The 16391-nt window shown below is 55.1% G+C and carries 16 protein-coding genes; 4 read left to right on the forward strand and 12 right to left on the reverse strand.

All coding sequences use genetic code 11. The annotated features are described in order from the left end of the window. Positions 1–50: 50 nt before the first annotated feature. Entirely contained in the window at positions 51–920 is an 870-nt protein-coding gene (locus B1C80_RS08740; RefSeq protein WP_077920903.1) for a glycosyl transferase, read from the reverse strand. A gap of 211 nt (positions 921–1131) precedes the next feature. Here B1C80_RS08740 and B1C80_RS08745 point away from each other — a divergent pair, with 211 nt between their 5' ends. From B1C80_RS08745 to B1C80_RS08755, 3 genes are all read left to right on the forward strand, one after another. Then, on the forward strand, positions 1132–2340 hold the full coding sequence (locus tag B1C80_RS08745) for a S9 family peptidase (RefSeq protein ID WP_236648694.1): 1209 nt from the start codon (positions 1132–1134) through the stop codon (positions 2338–2340). Positions 2341–2511: 171 nt separating this feature from the next. Continuing rightward, positions 2512–2781, forward strand: a complete 270-nt coding sequence (locus B1C80_RS08750) for a helix-turn-helix transcriptional regulator (protein WP_077920695.1) — start codon at positions 2512–2514, stop codon at positions 2779–2781. Positions 2782–2874: 93 nt separating this feature from the next. After that, complete coding sequence (locus B1C80_RS08755) at positions 2875–3969, forward strand: alkene reductase (RefSeq protein ID WP_077920696.1); 1095 nt, start codon at positions 2875–2877, stop codon at positions 3967–3969. A 644-nt stretch (positions 3970–4613) separates the two neighbouring features. Here the strand turns inward: B1C80_RS08755 and B1C80_RS08760 are convergent. The 5 genes from B1C80_RS08760 to B1C80_RS08780 are packed head-to-tail and all read right to left on the reverse strand — an operon-like array spanning position 4614 to position 8351. After that, positions 4614–5330 (reverse strand): LytTR family DNA-binding domain-containing protein, encoded by a 717-nt coding sequence (locus B1C80_RS08760; RefSeq protein WP_077920697.1) that lies wholly within the window; start codon positions 5328–5330, stop codon positions 4614–4616. A gap of 19 nt (positions 5331–5349) precedes the next feature. Continuing rightward, entirely contained in the window at positions 5350–5856 is a 507-nt protein-coding gene (locus B1C80_RS08765) for a hypothetical protein (RefSeq protein ID WP_077920698.1), read from the reverse strand. A 7-nt stretch (positions 5857–5863) separates the two neighbouring features. After that, a complete protein-coding gene (locus tag B1C80_RS08770; protein WP_077920699.1) occupies positions 5864–6331 on the reverse strand; it encodes a hypothetical protein in 468 nt (155 codons plus the stop codon). 2 nt (positions 6332–6333) lie between these two features. After that, positions 6334–7269 carry a hypothetical protein gene (locus B1C80_RS08775; RefSeq protein WP_077920700.1) on the reverse strand — a complete coding sequence of 312 codons (936 nt, stop codon included), beginning with the start codon at positions 7267–7269 and terminating at the stop codon, positions 6334–6336. A gap of 5 nt (positions 7270–7274) precedes the next feature. Next, a complete protein-coding gene (locus B1C80_RS08780) occupies positions 7275–8351 on the reverse strand; it encodes a sensor histidine kinase (protein ID WP_077920701.1) in 1077 nt (358 codons plus the stop codon). A 193-nt stretch (positions 8352–8544) separates the two neighbouring features. Between B1C80_RS08780 and B1C80_RS08785 the strand changes: the two genes are divergently transcribed. Then, positions 8545–9180 carry an intradiol ring-cleavage dioxygenase gene (locus tag B1C80_RS08785; RefSeq protein WP_077920702.1) on the forward strand — a complete coding sequence of 212 codons (636 nt, stop codon included), beginning with the start codon at positions 8545–8547 and terminating at the stop codon, positions 9178–9180. A 184-nt stretch (positions 9181–9364) separates the two neighbouring features. On the opposite strand, the gene B1C80_RS08790 is transcribed toward B1C80_RS08785, so the two are convergent. The 6 genes from B1C80_RS08790 to B1C80_RS08815 all read right to left on the reverse strand — a co-directional run bounded on the left by B1C80_RS08790 (position 9365) and on the right by B1C80_RS08815 (position 16361). Then, on the reverse strand, positions 9365–10522 hold the full coding sequence (locus B1C80_RS08790) for a hypothetical protein (protein WP_077920703.1): 1158 nt from the start codon (positions 10520–10522) through the stop codon (positions 9365–9367). Positions 10523–10699: 177 nt separating this feature from the next. After that, on the reverse strand, positions 10700–11926 hold the full coding sequence (locus B1C80_RS08795) for a hypothetical protein (RefSeq protein WP_139361620.1): 1227 nt from the start codon (positions 11924–11926) through the stop codon (positions 10700–10702). Between the two features lie 167 nt (positions 11927–12093). Beyond that, positions 12094–12486, reverse strand: a complete 393-nt coding sequence (locus B1C80_RS08800; RefSeq protein WP_077920705.1) for a VOC family protein — start codon at positions 12484–12486, stop codon at positions 12094–12096. A gap of 1355 nt (positions 12487–13841) precedes the next feature. After that, positions 13842–14528, reverse strand: a complete 687-nt coding sequence (gene purQ / locus B1C80_RS08805) for a phosphoribosylformylglycinamidine synthase subunit PurQ (RefSeq protein WP_077920706.1) — start codon at positions 14526–14528, stop codon at positions 13842–13844. A gap of 179 nt (positions 14529–14707) precedes the next feature. Continuing rightward, entirely contained in the window at positions 14708–15640 is a 933-nt protein-coding gene (locus B1C80_RS08810) for a bifunctional UDP-sugar hydrolase/5'-nucleotidase (RefSeq protein WP_077920707.1), read from the reverse strand. Continuing rightward, the gene (locus B1C80_RS08815) at positions 15618–16361 is read right to left on the reverse strand and encodes a 5'-nucleotidase C-terminal domain-containing protein (RefSeq protein WP_077920905.1); all 744 of its coding nucleotides are present in this window, start codon (positions 16359–16361) and stop codon (positions 15618–15620) included. The genes B1C80_RS08810 and B1C80_RS08815 overlap by 23 nt, the downstream gene beginning before the upstream one ends. Between the last annotated feature and the right edge of the window lie 30 nt (positions 16362–16391).

The following is a 16391-nucleotide window of genomic DNA, read 5'->3' on the forward strand; positions in this document are numbered from 1 at the left end:
GCGGGTCAGTAACGTAGTCAATCGACTGCTTTACTGACCCGTCCCCCTTTTTATAGTTTGTAATTCTTGTACTCGCCAATGCGCCAGCCGGTCAGTTTCTCGATAAAGGTCAGGAAGCGGACGCGGGGCGTATACCGTTTCTGACGGGTGTCGAAGGTAAAGGGCCAGTTCAGCCGGTCTACCCGGGCCTGCATGACGGCGGGGTGGGTACCGGTAAACGGCGCCAGCGAGTCGATCTGGCTGTAGTCAAACACATCGGCGCCGGCGTTGGCTTTGTCGATGGTGGTGCTGCTGTGCCAGAACTGGTTGGCGTTGCGGAGCCGTTTCCGCTGCGTTTCGGGCGGCTTCACCCAGCCGTAGTGGTAAATCCAGGCATCGATCAGGCGCACCCGCAGTTTTTTATTCTCGCGCGTGCGGAACCCCTGCGCGTCCCGGTACGAAGCTACATCGCCCGTGTTGCGAACCACGCGTATCTCACGCCGGTACCACCGGCGCGAGTCGCCGATATAGCTGTAGGAGCCGTAAAAATGCAGGTAGTTGAATAGAAGGCCGTCTACGCTGGTATCGTTCAGGTAGGTTTCCATCGCCTGGCGAACGACCGGAATATACTGTTCGTGCAGCACCTCGTCGCCCTGAATATAAAACGCCCAGTCGGCATCGGATGAAACCGCAGCCAGGGCTTTGTCGGTTTCCAGCGCCAGCACCCGGCCGCCCGCACGGGCCGTATCGTCCCAGACGGTATGGATGATCCGGATTTTATCAGACGGAATGGCTTCGATCAGGGCGAGGGTTTCATCGTCGGACTGGCCCACGGCTACTACAAACTCATCGCAGAGCGGCAGTACGGAGGTGATGGCTTCCACGATAGGATAGTCGTACTGGATGGCGTTCCGAATGAAGGTGAAACCGGCTACTTTCATGAAATAAGCGAGAAGAAAGCACAAAGGTACTACGCCCCCGCTGATTCTGTCCAGCCGGCCGCGTCAAGTTCGCCCCGCTGTCAGACCCGCTCACCAACAGATTTCCGCTGCTCACCTATAATCGGCAGAAAACAGACCGAAAACGAATGCATATTTGTAGGTAATCTGATCGCTTATTTCCTCTGCAACCTTGTCAAATCGTTCTAATCATATGATCTCTACCGTAAAGTCATTCCGGTACGTCTGGGTACTCTGGCTGGCTGTGGTGCTGACCGCCTGCGACAACAGCACGACCGATACGCCGACCCCGCAAAACCAGTACCTGGTTGGGAATTCTCAAATTGCCCAGCTGACCAAAGAGCAGGTTGTAACCCAGCTCAGCCCGTTCAGCGCACAGCTGGGCGGTGGTATTCCAATTGCCAGTTTTATCCAGTACGGCTGCACGGTTCACCGTATCACCTATAAAACCAAAAACGTCGACGGCACCGACATTACGGCCTCGGGGGCGGTGCTGGTACCTACCAGAACCGGTGCTTTCTCGGCCATCAGCGTTCAGCACGGTACGATCTTTGACGAAAAAGAAGCGCCTTCGTACTTTGTGGCCGGGGGCGAGTCGGCTACGGTGGGCGTGCTGGGAGCCGCGCTGGGCTACCTGGTTATTTACCCTGACTACATCGGCTACGGCGAAAGCAAGCAGGTGCCGCATCCCTACGAACACCGTAAAACCCTGGCCTCATCGACCTATGACATGATTCAGGCCACCCGCGAGTTCTGTACCGCCAACAACATCAGCTGGAACAACAACCTGTACCTGTCGGGCTACTCGCAGGGGGGCGGAGCGACGATGGCGCTGCAGCAGAAGATGGAAACCGAAAATTCGCAGCCCTTTACGCTCAAAGCCGTTAGCGCCGGAGCCGGAGCCTACGATAAGCTCAACTTCACCAAATTCGTGCTGGGAAGCCCTACCTCCGGCTTGCCCCTGGCCAACAGCCAGTACCTGTGGGTCATGACGACCTACAACCGGATTTATAACCTGAACCGGCCCCTGTCGTTCTTCCTGAAAGAGCCGTATGCGAGCCGGGTACAGACCCAGGGGGTTCTGGCTACTATCGACGTCAGCTTCAACCAGGCCGCCACGGATGGGTTCAAGAACGGTATCCTGAACGGTACCGACACCGAATTCATCAACGCGCTGAAAGATAACGATACGTACAATTTCGTGCCCAAAACGCCGACCCTGCTCATCTACGGCACCGCCGACCAGCAGGTCTATCCGCTCAATAGCGAGAATGCCTTCAACGCCATGAAGCAAAAAGGCGCCACTACGGTCCAGCTGTTCCCGCTGCAGGGGCAGTCGCACGCGAGCGCTATTCCGGGTTACCTGCTGCAAACGCTTCAGTTCTTCGCCAGTATACCGTAAAGCCCAAACCGGTCGTTGTCTGCTTTGTGAGTCTACGGCAGACAGCGACCGGCTGATTATCAGCCACGGAAACCGCTGGCGTTCAGGCAGGCACTATACGTCGCTGGATTTTGTTCGTTTATAGATAATTTGTTTCTTCGTCATTAGTTGGGGACGAAGCCCCTCGTAACTATGGAACACCGGTTTGTTGAAAAAGCCACGGGCGCTATTGCTGATAAATACCGCCTGTCCATCTTGCTGGAGCTGTCAGACAAAGGCAGCATGACCTGCACCGATATTCAGGAACTGACCGGGCTGTCGCAACCCTGCGTGTCGCACCATGTCAAGCAGCTTACCGAGAGCGGCCTGGTTAACGCACGCAAGGAAGGCCGAAATCTGTACCTGTCGCTCAATAAGGAGTCGTTGCAGCAGTTATCCGGCTTCCTGGAGAAGCTGGGCTAAAATTTTATCCGTAAACATTCAAACTTTTAAATATTTGGTTGTGTTGACAGAAGGTATTCACGGAGTTATACCGTTCACAACTGAATTAAACACATGGCACAAAAACTGTTTTCAGAAGCTCGTCTGGGCAATCTGACGCTGACGAACCACCTGGTTATGGCCCCCATGACCCGTAACCGGGCCACGGCCGATCACCTGCCGACCGACATCATGGCTACCTATTATGCGCAGCGTGCGTCTATTGGCCTGATCATTACGGAAGGGGTATCGCCTTCGCCCAACGGCGAAGGGTACGCGCGCATTCCGGGTATTCATAGTGCGGCTCAGGTAGCTGGCTGGCGGAAAGTGACCGACGCAGTTCATGCCGAAGGGGGTAAACTCTTTATCCAGCTCATGCATACTGGCCGGATCGGCCACGCCAGTCATCTGGTGGGTGATGCCGAACTGATTGCCCCGTCGGCCATTGCGGCTGCCGGTCAGATCTATACCGATACCGAAGGAATGCAGGATCACCCAACCCCCCGGGCCCTTACGACCGATGAGGTGAAGCAAACCATTCAGGAGTACGTAACGGCGTCGAAAAACGCGATCGAGGCCGGTTTCGACGGGGTCGAACTGCACGGCGCCAACGGCTACCTGATCGAGCAGTTCATCAGCCCCAACACGAACCAGCGCACCGACGAGTACGGCGGTAGCGTTGAGAACCGCAGTCGTTTCCTGCTCGAAGCGGCCGAAGCGGCTGGGAAGGCTATCGGGTTCGATAAAGTGGGGGTACGGTTATCGCCCTACGGTGTGTTCAACGACATCCATCCGTATCCGGAAACCGACGAAACCTACCGGTACCTGGCCGAAAAACTGAATGCGCTGGGTATCGTGTACCTGCATCTGGTCGATCACGCGGCTATGGGTGCGCCCGCCGTACCGGCCCATATCGTTGACGACATTCGGACTCGTTTCACCGGCACGCTGATCCTGAGCGGAGGCTACGATGCAGAGCGGGCCGAAGCTGTTCTGGAGAGCGGTCAGGCCGATCTGGTAGCTTTTGGCCGTCCGGTCATTGCTAATCCCGATTTTGCGGAGCGGCTGCAAAGTGGTGCTGAGATGAACCAGCCTGACTTCAACACATTCTACACGCCCGGCGAGAAGGGGTACACCGATTACCCGACGCTGGTAGCGGTAGCGCAGTAAGCTGTACATAAACAACCATGAGTCATCCCCAATCTTGATGGGTTGACTCAAAAGAGCCTCCTTTCTTAGCTTTGAGCACCGACCACAACGCCAAAGCCGGAAAGGAGGTCTTTTTGTGGCCAGGCACGGCTGAATGAGGCATGGAGTCGCCCCGGTTACGGTTCTGGGAGAACTGAGAAACTATCGGGTAACGTAAGTCTGGTATATGATTTTCTACGCTCGCTCTTACAACTGGCGTGGTTTAGAATTGCTGTTTATGCAGCCATCTCGAGTGCGCTGATGCTGGCATTCGACCTCACCCAAAATTTGGGATTACTCCTGTTTACTGATCTATCAATTGCTTCGCGTGCCCTCTGTGCTGCCGCTTTTATTCAATCTTCTCGATCCTTGATGAGCTCCTTGTGCTGGTGCTCTAAATCCTGCATAGGTAGGGTAAGAACGTTGACTAAATCAGCTAATAGTACAAAACTGGTTTATGTTGTTATCGTTCAGTAAAACGCTGTATTTTCTGTACGCACTCTATAAAGTCATAGCAATTGAGGATTTGATTTTTCACATTTGTTTACGTCTTGATCCAGTCAACGTACAAGTATCGTGCATTACCTAATCATCCCAAAAGTTAAGTTTACGAGGCTATCAGGGCATTAGCGGATACTGGACAAAGCCGTTTCCAGGTTACTGCGGAAATTTCGACCAATAGGAATGTGGCTGGCATTCAGCAGCAACCGATTACGCTCAAGGCGGCTAATGCGCGACAGTGCCACGATAAACGATTTATGAACGCGTATAAATCGATTTGGTGGGAAAAGAGTTTCCATTGTTTTGATCGATCCTTTAAGTACGATCTTGCCGGTATCGGTGTGGATGATGGCGTAATCTTTAAGCCCCTGGATGTAGGTCACGCTGTCGAGCGCCAGCCGGATGCGCTGTACCCCGCTCTTCACGAAAATGGTATCGGGCGATGCATTGACGGGCGACGCGTCGACCTGAATTTGCTGCGCTTTCAGGGCCATGAATTCACGCACTTTGTCTACGGCCTGCACGAAGCGGGGGAAGGCAATGGGCTTGAGCAGAAAGTCGATCACCCCCAGCTCGAAACCCTCGAAGGCATAATTCCGGTAGGCAGTCGTAAACACGGTGATGGGTGGGTTCAGCAGCGACTTCAGGAACTCGATGCCCGTTAGGTTCGGCATTTCAATATCCAGAAACAACACATCGGCGATCTCGGTGTTCAGGTACGTCAGGGCGTCGTAGGCGTTGCCAAATGAATGCACGTCGCCAATGCCCTCCAACCGGCTCAGGTAGTTGTGCAGGATCTCGCGGGCCAGCACTTCGTCGTCGACAATCACGCAGCGGAGCATGGTGTTTCCGGGATACAGGTTAGTTTACGACCCGGTTCAAGGTATAGCTCAGGTCGGCCGTTCCGATACGGAAATGGCGTTGCTGATCGAGTATAAACAGCACATCATCATCGCCTTTGAGCAGGTAGACCGATACGTTGGGCTTGTCGGCATCCAACTGATACACGATGGCAGTGGGGTCGGTGGGGGTACCCGTTACAATGGCCCATGTACCCTCGCGGGTGGCGGCCCGGTTCAGGGTACCTCGCAGCCGGTAGGTGGTAGGCTGGCCGGTGGCGGGATCCTGATACAAGGTCAATGCCCACTTCATTTTCCATTGGCCGGGAGCAATAGCTACTTTCCAGTCTTTGGCGATTTCGGCGCAGGGGAACCGCCCGTGAAATTCGCCCGTCACCGGCGGCCCCTCGGGTATGGGCGTTCGAGACGTTGTTTTACCGGGTACGTTTGTTGGCCGGGCTTCCTGCGCGTAAATCGCGTTTAGGCTGACGATCAGGTACGGTAGTAGGGTAAGGAGGGTCGCTTTCATCTGTGCGTTAGCGTTTGTTGAGGGTGTAACTCCAGCCTGCATGACCAATCATCAGTTTGCCCTGTGGGTCGAGCAGGTGTAACAGGTTGTCGTCCAGTTTGACCAGACGGATGGTCGTGTCTGCCGGGCTGGTGCCTAACTGATAAACCGTCCGTTGCTGCGCGTCGCGAACCTGCTGCCATTGGCCTGTTTTCTGCCTGGTGGTGCCGCCATTGGCAAAGCCCGTGGTGTTGGGCTGCGTTATACCGTAGGTGTAGTGGAGCAGGTACGCTGCCGGGGCCTGATTGCGCGGGTCGCGGCTGAGCGACAGCGTCCATTTGACAAACTCGCAGGAGGCATCGGTAGGAATACCGAGCCAGATGCGGGGGATGAGATCACAGGGCGTACTGGCCACGAATACCGATGGTTGGGGCGAGGGTCGTGTGGCCCCAACGAAGCTGATGGCCAGGCCAATTAGCAGGATAATCTGTTTCATAGTTAGTTAGCTTGTAGTACCCAGACATCGTTGCTATAGACAAAGTCGGGGTGGGCGGTATCCTGCCCGCCGTATTTGCCGCCCGTCATGTATATTTTTCCGCGATGTGCGCAGGCGGCAATACCCCCGCGTGGCGACCAGGGTGCATTTTGCCCCTGCCAGGCACGTCCGTCGGCACTGACCAGCACCTGACTGCTGAACTGCCCGTTTCTGTTACAGCCCAATAGCCAGATTTTTCCGTCCAGGACCACGGCCGCATAGCCAAAAATAGACGCGCCCTTCACAATTTCGGGGGTTTCGAGCCGCCAGTTCAGCCCATCGGCCGACGACCACACATCGTTGTTGAGCAGATACAGCCGGTTGTTGAGCGTCACAACCTGGCTGCTGCTGCGTTTACCAAAGGGCAGGTTGTCTTTCACCCGTTGCCAGTGAACGCCGTCGGCCGAATTCCAGATGTCGGCAAATTGGGTTCGTTTATCTTCGCCACCAATGATCCAGATCTTATTCTGAAACACAAACGGATGGTAGAAAAACCGCTGAGGCAGATTCGAGCCTGCGAGTCGGTTCCAGTGCTTCATATCGGGGCTTTGGTAAATATCGGGTCGGAAGGTGTGCCGGTCAATGTTGCCCGTGAAATGGCCGAGGCCCAGCATCGTGTTGTTAAAGGGCACATAATCCAGAAACGCCTGGTTGTCGATGGCGTTGCGCAGGGGCGACTTGACCCAGTGTTGCCCATCGGCCGAGAACCAGGTGCCATCGGGATGAAACGCCCAGAGGGTATCGTGGTGGCTAAACAACTGGAAGTTATAACTCTTCCTCCAGGGGCCTGCATCGAGTAACTTCGTCCAGGCGAAGGTGGACGGTGCGCCCGGCCTGGGTACGTTCGTAGCCGCAACAAACAGCATGATCATCAGCAGGTAGCGTACGGGCGTAGTCATTGGTGTTAGTGGTTGGTGAACGAAATAAAGAGGGCCGCTTTGTAGGTGTCGGAACCTTCTTCAGTACGGAGCGTGTAGCGGCCCGGATACAGCAGCTCCAGCCGTTTGCGCAGGTTCGCCAGCCCAAAGCCACCTCTGGTTTCGGCGGGTTGGGTGCCCGTGTAAACGGCCGGTTTGTTGTTTTCGACGGTGATTTCAACGGTGGTGGGTTTGAGCGTCACGGTACTGTGTAGCCAGGCTTTGCCAGCCTGCCGGCTCACACCGTGCTTGAACGCATTTTCAACCAGCGGCAGCAGCAATAGCGGGGCAATCTCCTGCCCGTTGGGGTGCCCATCGATGCGCAGGGCTACGTCGGCCTCGCCACCGCACCGGATTTTTTCGAGGTCGATATAGGTCTGGATGTACTTGAGTTCCCGTTCGAGCGGCACCGTCAGCTCGTCGCTGTCGTAGAGCATATATTCCATCATGTCGGAAAGTTTCAGGACCATTTCGGGAGCCAGATCCGACTTTTTAAGCGTCAGGGCGTAGAGGCTGTTCATCACGTTGAACAGAAAGTGCGGGTTGATCTGCGCCCGCAAAAAGTTGACTTCGGCCTGTAACTTCTCGACCGTAATCTGCTGTAACACCCGCTGCTGCTGGTACCAGTCGATGCTGAGCTTTAACGGCACCATCAGCCCCAGGTACCAGAGCGTGCTGAAGAAATTATACGATAGCGTTTCGAGCCAGTCGCGGTTGCGGGCAATCACGTACCCATAGAGAATATAGTCGTAAAAGGCCTGCACGAGCAGATACCCCAGGATAGCCAGCAGAACCAGCGAAAAATAGCGGATATAACGCCCCGCCAGCAGGTAGCGAGGGAGCAGGTAGTGAATATTGAGGTAGGCAATGGCGATGAGCAGCACCACCCGCACCACCACACAGGCAACGAAATAGGGTAGACCCGCCTTGTAGATCAGGTAGCGCTTTTCGTACAGGAAAAAACCAGTAATCAGCACCCAATAGGCCGTATGCACCAGCGCGTATTTGACGGTGGTGGTGCGGGTGGTGAGTGGAATGGTGATGCGACGGTCCAGAAAATCCATGTGCGGGGGCCGGGCTTGACGAAACCCGCTGTAAATGAATTGAAAAGGCCGGTACGCTGAAAATTTTATCGACCAACAGCGCAAAAAGTAGAGGACGGGAAGGGGTATTTTCGCAGGTCGATTTTTCGGGTCATTGGTCTACTATTTTTTTGTCTGCCGGTGGGTATTCGTTGCTCTACCAAAAAAACAAACCATGAAAAATCAGGTAGGTACGTTGCTGGCCGTTCTGCTGCTGGTTGCACTGAAGGCCCATGCACAGGAGAAACAAGTAGGTGGCCCCTGCGAGGGCTGCGAAGCGATTCACGAAAGTCCGGTACCCTTCGACAAACTGGACATGCTGGCCAAACTACCCGACGCCACCTGGACGGGTAAAAAGCCGCTGGGCATCAACGGGATTGTGTACAAAGCCGACGGAAAAACACCGGCGCCTAACGTTATTCTCTACGTGTACCACACCGACGAAACCGGCCATTACGTGGCCAAAAAAGGCGCAACGGGCTGGGAACGGCGGCACGGCTCCCTACGTGGCTGGATGCGCACCAACGAGAAAGGCGAGTACAAATTCGTGACTCTACGCCCGGCCCCGTACCCCGGCTACAGCGACCCGGCGCATATCCATGTCACGATCAAAGAGCCGGGCCTCACCGAATACTACATCGATGAGTTCGTGTTTGACGACGACCCGCTGCTTACGCCCGCCAAACGGCAGAAACTGGATAATCGGGGTGGCAGCGGCATTCTGAAACTGATAGACGCAGGCAACATGTACAAGGCCGAGCGCCACATCTACCTCGGCCGCAACATCCCGAACTACCCCGTACACCCATAAAATAACGGGTTCTCTGGGCCGTGTTTCTGCCGTTTGGAAACTCAAACAGTGGTCTTCAACTCGGCGAAGGGTTTATCGGGGTTGCCTATGTTTTATTGGGGCTGTCAGCTATCCACCGATCACCGACAGGGATCAGTTGGCTACTTTTTCAAACCAGAAGGCCCTCGTATGGTGCGATTACCCTTTACTTCAGAATGGTTACCCCTTCCAGGTGCTCTAGCCTGGCCATAATACCCCAGCCGTAGAAATTATTCGCCACGGCTATCAGCAGTTCGTTTTCGCCCTGCTTGAGGTGAATCGGAAACTGCGAATTATCCAGCGAAATACGCCCGTTGGGACTTTTTCGCATACCCTGAATGTAGTTGTCTTTGTCTACATAGACGGGTACGCGATTCAGATACACCCACACCTCGTCGCTAAAGCCCAGTTTCAGCATCTGGCTTTGCGCCTGTTCGGCTTTGAGGGTCGCCTTGAGCCACACATACCGGCGGTTGGGATCGCCCCCAAATTTTCGGGAGAGGTTGACCAGTCCACGTCGCTCGGCCGATATATGCTCGAATTCAGCTCCTGGCTGGGGTAAATTCTGCGAGGTAATTTCGGTGCCCACCGGCAAACTGGCTGGTTTCGTAACCTGCCAGTGCCTGAGGTAACGGGTGTCGTGCCGGGTCAGATCGGCACCAGCGGAGGCCATGAGGCCTTCGGTATCGGTCGTTACGGTAAGGTTGGCGAATACGGTTTCACCCGGAAAACCCGTGGATAGGCCAATCTGCCCTTCCGAGGTGTTGCCCTCCAAAGCTGGTACGTCCAGAACGGGTTCGGCCAGGTTGTTTACATAGACCCGAAGCTGCGCCCCATTTACCACCAGTTTCAGGTGGTTCCAGTCGTTGATTTTCAGGTTGCAACTGGTTTGGTACTCGTGGGCCATATCCCAGAGGTTGACCCCATTGACAACGGCTGCATACTGCACCGCATCAACTGCCTGTGGCCGGTTCGATGCCCCCGTTCGCAGGTACACATGCTCGGCATTATTCCCTTTCCTCCGAAAATAAACCGCCGGGAACGGAGACGCCTGATTTACCTCGACGTCGAACTCGATGGTGCCATTGCTGAAAACGTAATCCTTCAAAAATACCTCGCCTGAGTTTGGGTTCAGCTTGATGGCCTTTGTGCCCTTGTGGTCGATAAATTCGACCTTGCCGGCCTGATGCTCCCAGTTGTCCGGGCTTAGGTCGATGATCGGACTGGACGTGGCCGATGTAGGTTTGGGCGTCTTTTTTTTGGTTTGCTGCCCCCAGACGAGCGGGCTACAGATCAGCAAAAACAGGGTTAGTGAGTTTCTCATGGCCTGACTTGATTTTGGTTTGCTCAAAACTGTTATCAGGCCTGTTTTTGCCCAAACCAAAGCAGTATCAAGTTCGTGCAACTTCATGCCACGTGCTTCTGCAACTTGCGTAACAAACAAGTGTCAGATAATCAGTGAATTATTGCCCAGTCGGCTAACTGACTGCTCTGTCAAACCTTACCGGATTATGACGGGGCCTTTTTCGCCCACAAACCAGGTTTTTCCTATTTCGGCAGCTCCCTGAAACCGGTATTGCACCCCTACGATTCGGGCCGATGGGTTTTTTGCCGTTATGGTTTTAGCCAGTTTCCCGTTGACGAAAAAGCTCACTTTTTCGCCTGAGCCTACCACGTTTAGCCTGGTGACGGTGTTCATATCCGTGCCGAAGCCTGAAAGATCGTCCTTGGCGGCTTGGGTGTAGTTGCCCAATCCGATTAGCTCGATACCACCCACGCAGGCGGGCGAACACAGGGGAATGATAATGATATCGTCAACACACTGAATCAACACCTGGCAAAACTGGCAGAGGTTTGAGCCGTTCAGATCCAGCGATTTCAGGCTGGTTTCGAATTGAAAGTTGTGGGTATAGATCGGGCCGAAGTTATTCTGGTTGAAAAACCGGACTTTAGGCGGCTGGGGGCTATCCGACAGATGATGTTGACGGAGTAGATCGGTAGAAATCCGCACGCTGCTATCGGTCAGCAGCTCTTGTTTCTGAAAGTAAAAAGGCTGGTTTTCGTTTTCGATCAGCCCCAGCCAGCCATCCGTAGCAATCTGAATATCATGGGTTTTGACAACCTGGTTACCAATGATCAGTTTCGACCGGAAATATCCCGGATAATGATACAGGGCCGAATGGTACTTCCCGTTGGCCGGTACCTGGGTTTTACGCCTGACATCCCACGTCTGGGCGATAAATACCGAATCATCACCAGCCGCTACGGCATCGTAACTAAAAACAACGGAGTTGGGCAAGCCCCTGGTTAAGACCTTGTTGGCGGCAAACCGGAATAACGTCGGGTCGTAGGGTTTTCGGGTATTGTGCAGGAACAGCAGGGATACAATGGTCAAGGTCGACACGGCCAGCGCAGCCGTTAGCCAATGCCTGTACGAGCGAGAAACGGCCGGTTTGGGTGGGTGAATGTCGGGGGCTTCGTTTCCGATGTCGGTTTCGCGGTGTGAAAACGTTCGCCAACTGTCGTAACCGGCAAATTGGGCAAGGGTGTTCAGGGTTACGGTGGTGGGGGTATGATTCGATTTTATACGTCCCCAAACCCGTTTCAGCGTAGTGGTGCTAAGCTGTACATGGGTTGCCTCGAAAATCTGCTGACTCAACCGGTCAAAATCGAAACTACTCCAGCTTGCCGCCGACCCCCAGTTGAGCTGGCTTTCGATTCGGCTCAAGAGGTGAGTTAAGTTACTGATGTCTTTCCTGTCCATAGTACATCAACGGATTGATGCGACGCCCGATGAACTGTAATACTAACCTACCCCGGTCTGTTTTGCAAACGGGTATGCGCGCATGCTCAACGCCCGGTTACGGGAGCGATTGCCGCGCTGGGACGTTAGTTTTATTGTTGTTCGCCGTAACAGTAGCAGAGGCCGTCGGGGGCCACTACGAAAAAGACCTTCCAGACCGTTTCGCCGTATTTCTGGTAGTCATAGGTAGGCTGTTCCTGCGGCAGTCCGTTTGTTTTTAGTTCGGCGAAGGCGTTGTCAAGGTTGTCTACGGCGAAGAAGCAGCCATCCTGCGTGGGGTCACCGCCGTTTTCGGCCAGACCGATCTGAATGGTGTCGCGGGTAAGGGTAGCTGCTTTATGGGGCGTATCGCTACGTGATACGAGCTGGAAGCCCAGGGTGTCTGTGTAGAAAGGCAGGGCCCTATCGACGTCGGCAACGGGCAGGTTCATCGGGCTCTGCTGGTAGGGCCAGGCCTGGGAAATGGTGGCTTTGGACTGGGTCATGTGGTGGTTTTCAGGATAAATGGATGGTGTTCTCTGTTGCCAGGGCCGAATGTGTCTGGTTAAGCTGCTGGTTCGTTTTTCGGCTCGCACTCCATAGCATGACCCATGCGCAGCAGGTATCCGGCGGGGTCCTTTACCCGCATTTCGCGCATATTCAGGGTTTATTGGTGAGAGACATCACGATAACGGCCCCTTTGGCTCTGATCGTCTCATAATAGCTATCCACATCGTCGACCGTGATCGAGAGCCAGGTGCCCATGACCTTTCAGACAAAAGAACAGTTCGACCTCGTCTTTCACGACACCCCCGAAACTGGGCTGGGTTTCCCACTCCTAGTGTGCTTGAGACCCAGTACGTCGGTGTAATACGCCAGGCTGCGGGCTACATCGGTAGAGTAGAGGGACGGCTTTGTTGACTGTCATCCGTGTTTGTGTGCAGAGGTGGTTAGGCCCGTTTCCGGATTGCCCAAGCAAGTTTACCCCCCGCACAACGTAATCTTTTTACGCTGAGTGGGGCTTGCTGTACTTTTTTTCATTAGAAGAAGGCCTAGACGCAGTTGGAGTCGGGAAATTCCACCGCCCGATTGGGGTCTTTGTCTGCCGAATCAAACACGCCATTGGTCCTCAATAAACTAGTAAGCGGCTTACCGGAGGCCGCCATCTCGTCGATAGCTCCAGCTGGTTTAAGCTGATCTGTGACCGATACCAGTGGGCGGCAATCGCGCCGGCGGCCCGGTTCACCTTTTTTCGATGGCACCAGCCCACCCGGCTTCAGCGCAAGCGTAAAGTCGATCTCCGCTGGGTTATGGATGCATGGTATAGCTCCTGCGAAGGGGGTTTGGTCACTTAAAGGTCTCATTTTCAGGTAACCTGAGGTCGGCTCCGGGCTGCCGATGGTCACGAGAGCGATGGACCGGCGGCTGTAGCCTTGATCGGAACAATTTTGTGAGGTGCTGGTGATCGACTGGAAAATGGCTGGTAATCAAGGCTACAATCGAGTTATTACAGATTCGTTTGCGGCCTGAAGTCCGATGTTGAGAATGCCTTCCGCCCAGCGTCGGCAAAAACCTTCGTTCCGGTAGCAAAGCTGCACCGGCGGACCGGCTGGAGCGTGGAACGAAGTATCGGGTGGACTAATTTCTTCCGGCGCCTGGCGAAAGCTGCGAATACGCGTTTAGGTCGTCCACAAGCTGGCTTTCCCTGGCTAATAGTCAACACATGTTATCGCGATTTCACAGTTAGCCCCTCAGTACGTTCTGAAAAGGCCTCCTTTCTGGCTATGGAATCCTGGTGATGCCAAAGCTAAGAAAGGAGGCCTTTTTATGCCAGGACCCTAAAATTGAGGATGACTCCTGTTTAAGCCAGAACGACTTTGAGCATCTGTTCCAGAATAAGCCGCCCGTCGGTATTACCCAGGATGGGATCAGCCGCCCGTTCGGGGTGGGGCATCATGCCGAATACGTTTTTCCGGTCGTTGGTTACGCCGGCAATGTTGTCGAGGCTCCCGTTGGGGTTGGCCGCATCGGTAATATTACCCTGTTCATCGCAGTAGCGGAACAGGATCTGCCCGTTGTCGGTCAGCGCTTTGAGCGTGTCGGCATCGGCAAAGTAGCGACCCTCGCCGTGAGCCATCGGAATTTTATAGGCCCGGCGTTCCAGATCGGCCGTGAGCAGCGCATCGGTCGACTCCGGCTTGAGGTAAATGTTTTTGCAGATGTACTGCTGGTTCGTATTCCGGAGCAGCACCCCCGGCACCAGGTTGGCTTCGGCCAGAATCTGGAAGCCGTTGCAGAAACCAATCAGGTAACCGCCCCGGTTGGCATGGGCAATCACCTCGTTCATGATCGGCGAAAACCGCGCGACGGCACCCGTACGGAGGTAGTCGCCGTAGGAGAAGCCGCCGGGAAGTATAATAAAATCGCAGCCCTGTAGGTCGTGGTCTTTGTGCCAGAGCTTGACAACCTGCTGGTCCATCAGTTCAAGAGCGTCTACCGCGTCCTGATCGCAGTTAGAGCCGGGAAATACAACAACGCCAAATTTCATGGACGAAAAAGCGAAAGAGTGAAGGAGTAACCAGGCGCGGAAGCAGACCGGCAGCGGCCCTGATTGCTCGGTGGCCGGGTTACCCGTTGATGATACAAAGATACGAACTTAGATGCTGTTTAAGGCAATCAGGCGGCCCAAAAGGCTATGCTTATACGGAGTAGCCCGTGTCTGGTAACTCAGCCTTTCACCGCTACGGCCTGACCCGATGCCGTTACTTTTCCTTTCTCGAACGTGAGGTCAATCCGGCCCAGGTTAATGCCGGCAAAACCGACCTGATTGATCCAGACGGGCTGCCCATCGCGGTTGTTGACCTGCACGGGAGCCTCCAGGAAGGTATGGGTATGGCCACCGATGATACCGTCGATATGGCGCGTCTGAGCCGCCAGCACGTTATCAGAAACCGTTGGGCCGTCGTACTTGAACCCCAGGTGCGACAGGCAGATGACATAATCGCATTTTTTGTCATTGCGCAGGGTAGCGGCCATGTCGTTCCCGATCTCGATGGGGTCGAGGTATTTCGTTTCGCGGTAGGCGTCTTTCGGGATGAGCCCCTCCGGCCGGATGCCGAGGCCGAAAACACCTATCCTGACGCCCTCTTTCGTGAAGATTTTGTAGGGCATGGTGCGGCCATCCAGTACGGTGTTTTTGAAGTCATAGTTGGCAATCAGCATCGGAAACGTAGCCTTGCCGAACTGGGTCACCATATTGTCGATGCCGCCGTCGAAGTCATGGTTGCCGATGGTACCGGCGTCGTAGCCGAGCTGATTCATAGCCAGTATTTCGGGTTCGCCCTTGTACAGATTGAAGTAGGGCGTTCCCTGAAAAATATCCCCGGCATCGAACAGCAGCACATTGCGGGGGTGGCCGTCCACCTGCTCCTGCCGAATGGCCCGGACCAGCGTTGCGCGCCGGGCCACGCCACCGCGGCCGGCATTCCGGCTGCCATCCATGGGGAAGGGGTCGAGCCGGCTGTGTACGTCGTTGGTATGCAGAATGGTCAGCGTAGTGGGGCCGCGCCGGGCCAGGGCCTCGGGGGCTACCGCGCCAATGACGGCGGTGGTGCCGAGCAGCTTCAGAAACTGGCGTCTATTCGACTGTAAAGCGTCCATCAGATGTAGGAGTAATAGGTTGACCCGACTTGCCCTGCTGCCGGAAATAATCGATCAGGGTATCGCGGATGAGGTAGGTAAGTGTTTCGCGCCTGACCGGATTTCTCAGGAAGCCGGTGTTGTCGCCCCCGTCGGCCACGTAGTCGCTCATGGCCACGGTATAGGTTTCGTTCGGTTGCAGGGTTCGGCCGTTGGTAAACGTAACGTCGTGTACCTGCCCCCCCCGAATTCTGGCCCGCAGGCCACCCATCACCAGTTTGTCGCCTTTCGCAAAATGATCGAGCAGTTGCTGGAGCATGGTGCCCGTAACTGTCATGATAACCAGCTGGTTGTCGAACGGCATCACCTCGAAGATCGAGCCGGTAGTGATATTGCCTTCGGGCAGATTGTTCCGGATACCGCCGTAGTTCAGGTGCGAGCAGTCGATGGGTTTGCCATAGCGCAGGCTGGCCTGTTGCAGCAGCGCGTCGGTAAGCAGATTGTTGAGCGGGGCGCCGGGCGGGCCTTTCTCGATCCGGCCCGTTGACCGGGTCAGCACTTCGTTCATGCTGCGATCGAGGCCCTGCCGGTACGGAAGCAGAAAGCGGGCTACGCTGCTGTCGGCCGGAGCACTTGCCGAGTCAATACCGATTCGGCGGGCGGTTCGACTGGTCAGGTGGTATCCCCCCGGCTGGCAGGCCGACAACCCGGCCAGGGTAATCAAAACTAGGAGTTGCTTCATGATGGATGTAAAGATAACGAAACGGGTCCA

The sequence above is a fragment of the Spirosoma sp. 209 genome, assembly GCF_002006735.1.
GTDB classification, from domain to species: Bacteria; Bacteroidota; Bacteroidia; order Cytophagales; family Spirosomataceae; genus Spirosoma; species Spirosoma sordidisoli.

What these genes read in the sequence shown, in the direction of transcription:
- B1C80_RS08740 (WP_077920903.1), bottom strand. Translation starts at nt 920, where the DNA reads ATGAAAGTAGCCGGTTTCACCTTCATTCGGAACGCCATCCAGTACGAC.
- B1C80_RS08745 (WP_236648694.1), top strand. Translation starts at nt 1,132, where the DNA reads ATGATCTCTACCGTAAAGTCATTCCGGTACGTCTGGGTACTCTGGCTG.
- B1C80_RS08750 (WP_077920695.1), top strand. Translation starts at nt 2,512, where the DNA reads ATGGAACACCGGTTTGTTGAAAAAGCCACGGGCGCTATTGCTGATAAA.
- B1C80_RS08755 (WP_077920696.1), top strand. Translation starts at nt 2,875, where the DNA reads ATGGCACAAAAACTGTTTTCAGAAGCTCGTCTGGGCAATCTGACGCTG.
- B1C80_RS08760 (WP_077920697.1), bottom strand. Translation starts at nt 5,330, where the DNA reads ATGCTCCGCTGCGTGATTGTCGACGACGAAGTGCTGGCCCGCGAGATC.
- B1C80_RS08765 (WP_077920698.1), bottom strand. Translation starts at nt 5,856, where the DNA reads ATGAAAGCGACCCTCCTTACCCTACTACCGTACCTGATCGTCAGCCTA.
- B1C80_RS08770 (WP_077920699.1), bottom strand. Translation starts at nt 6,331, where the DNA reads ATGAAACAGATTATCCTGCTAATTGGCCTGGCCATCAGCTTCGTTGGG.
- B1C80_RS08775 (WP_077920700.1), bottom strand. Translation starts at nt 7,269, where the DNA reads ATGACTACGCCCGTACGCTACCTGCTGATGATCATGCTGTTTGTTGCG.
- B1C80_RS08780 (WP_077920701.1), bottom strand. Translation starts at nt 8,351, where the DNA reads ATGGATTTTCTGGACCGTCGCATCACCATTCCACTCACCACCCGCACC.
- B1C80_RS08785 (WP_077920702.1), top strand. Translation starts at nt 8,545, where the DNA reads ATGAAAAATCAGGTAGGTACGTTGCTGGCCGTTCTGCTGCTGGTTGCA.
- B1C80_RS08790 (WP_077920703.1), bottom strand. Translation starts at nt 10,522, where the DNA reads ATGAGAAACTCACTAACCCTGTTTTTGCTGATCTGTAGCCCGCTCGTC.
- B1C80_RS08800 (WP_077920705.1), bottom strand. Translation starts at nt 12,486, where the DNA reads ATGACCCAGTCCAAAGCCACCATTTCCCAGGCCTGGCCCTACCAGCAG.
- purQ (WP_077920706.1), bottom strand. Translation starts at nt 14,528, where the DNA reads ATGAAATTTGGCGTTGTTGTATTTCCCGGCTCTAACTGCGATCAGGAC.
- B1C80_RS08810 (WP_077920707.1), bottom strand. Translation starts at nt 15,640, where the DNA reads ATGGACGCTTTACAGTCGAATAGACGCCAGTTTCTGAAGCTGCTCGGC.
- B1C80_RS08815 (WP_077920905.1), bottom strand. Translation starts at nt 16,361, where the DNA reads ATGAAGCAACTCCTAGTTTTGATTACCCTGGCCGGGTTGTCGGCCTGC.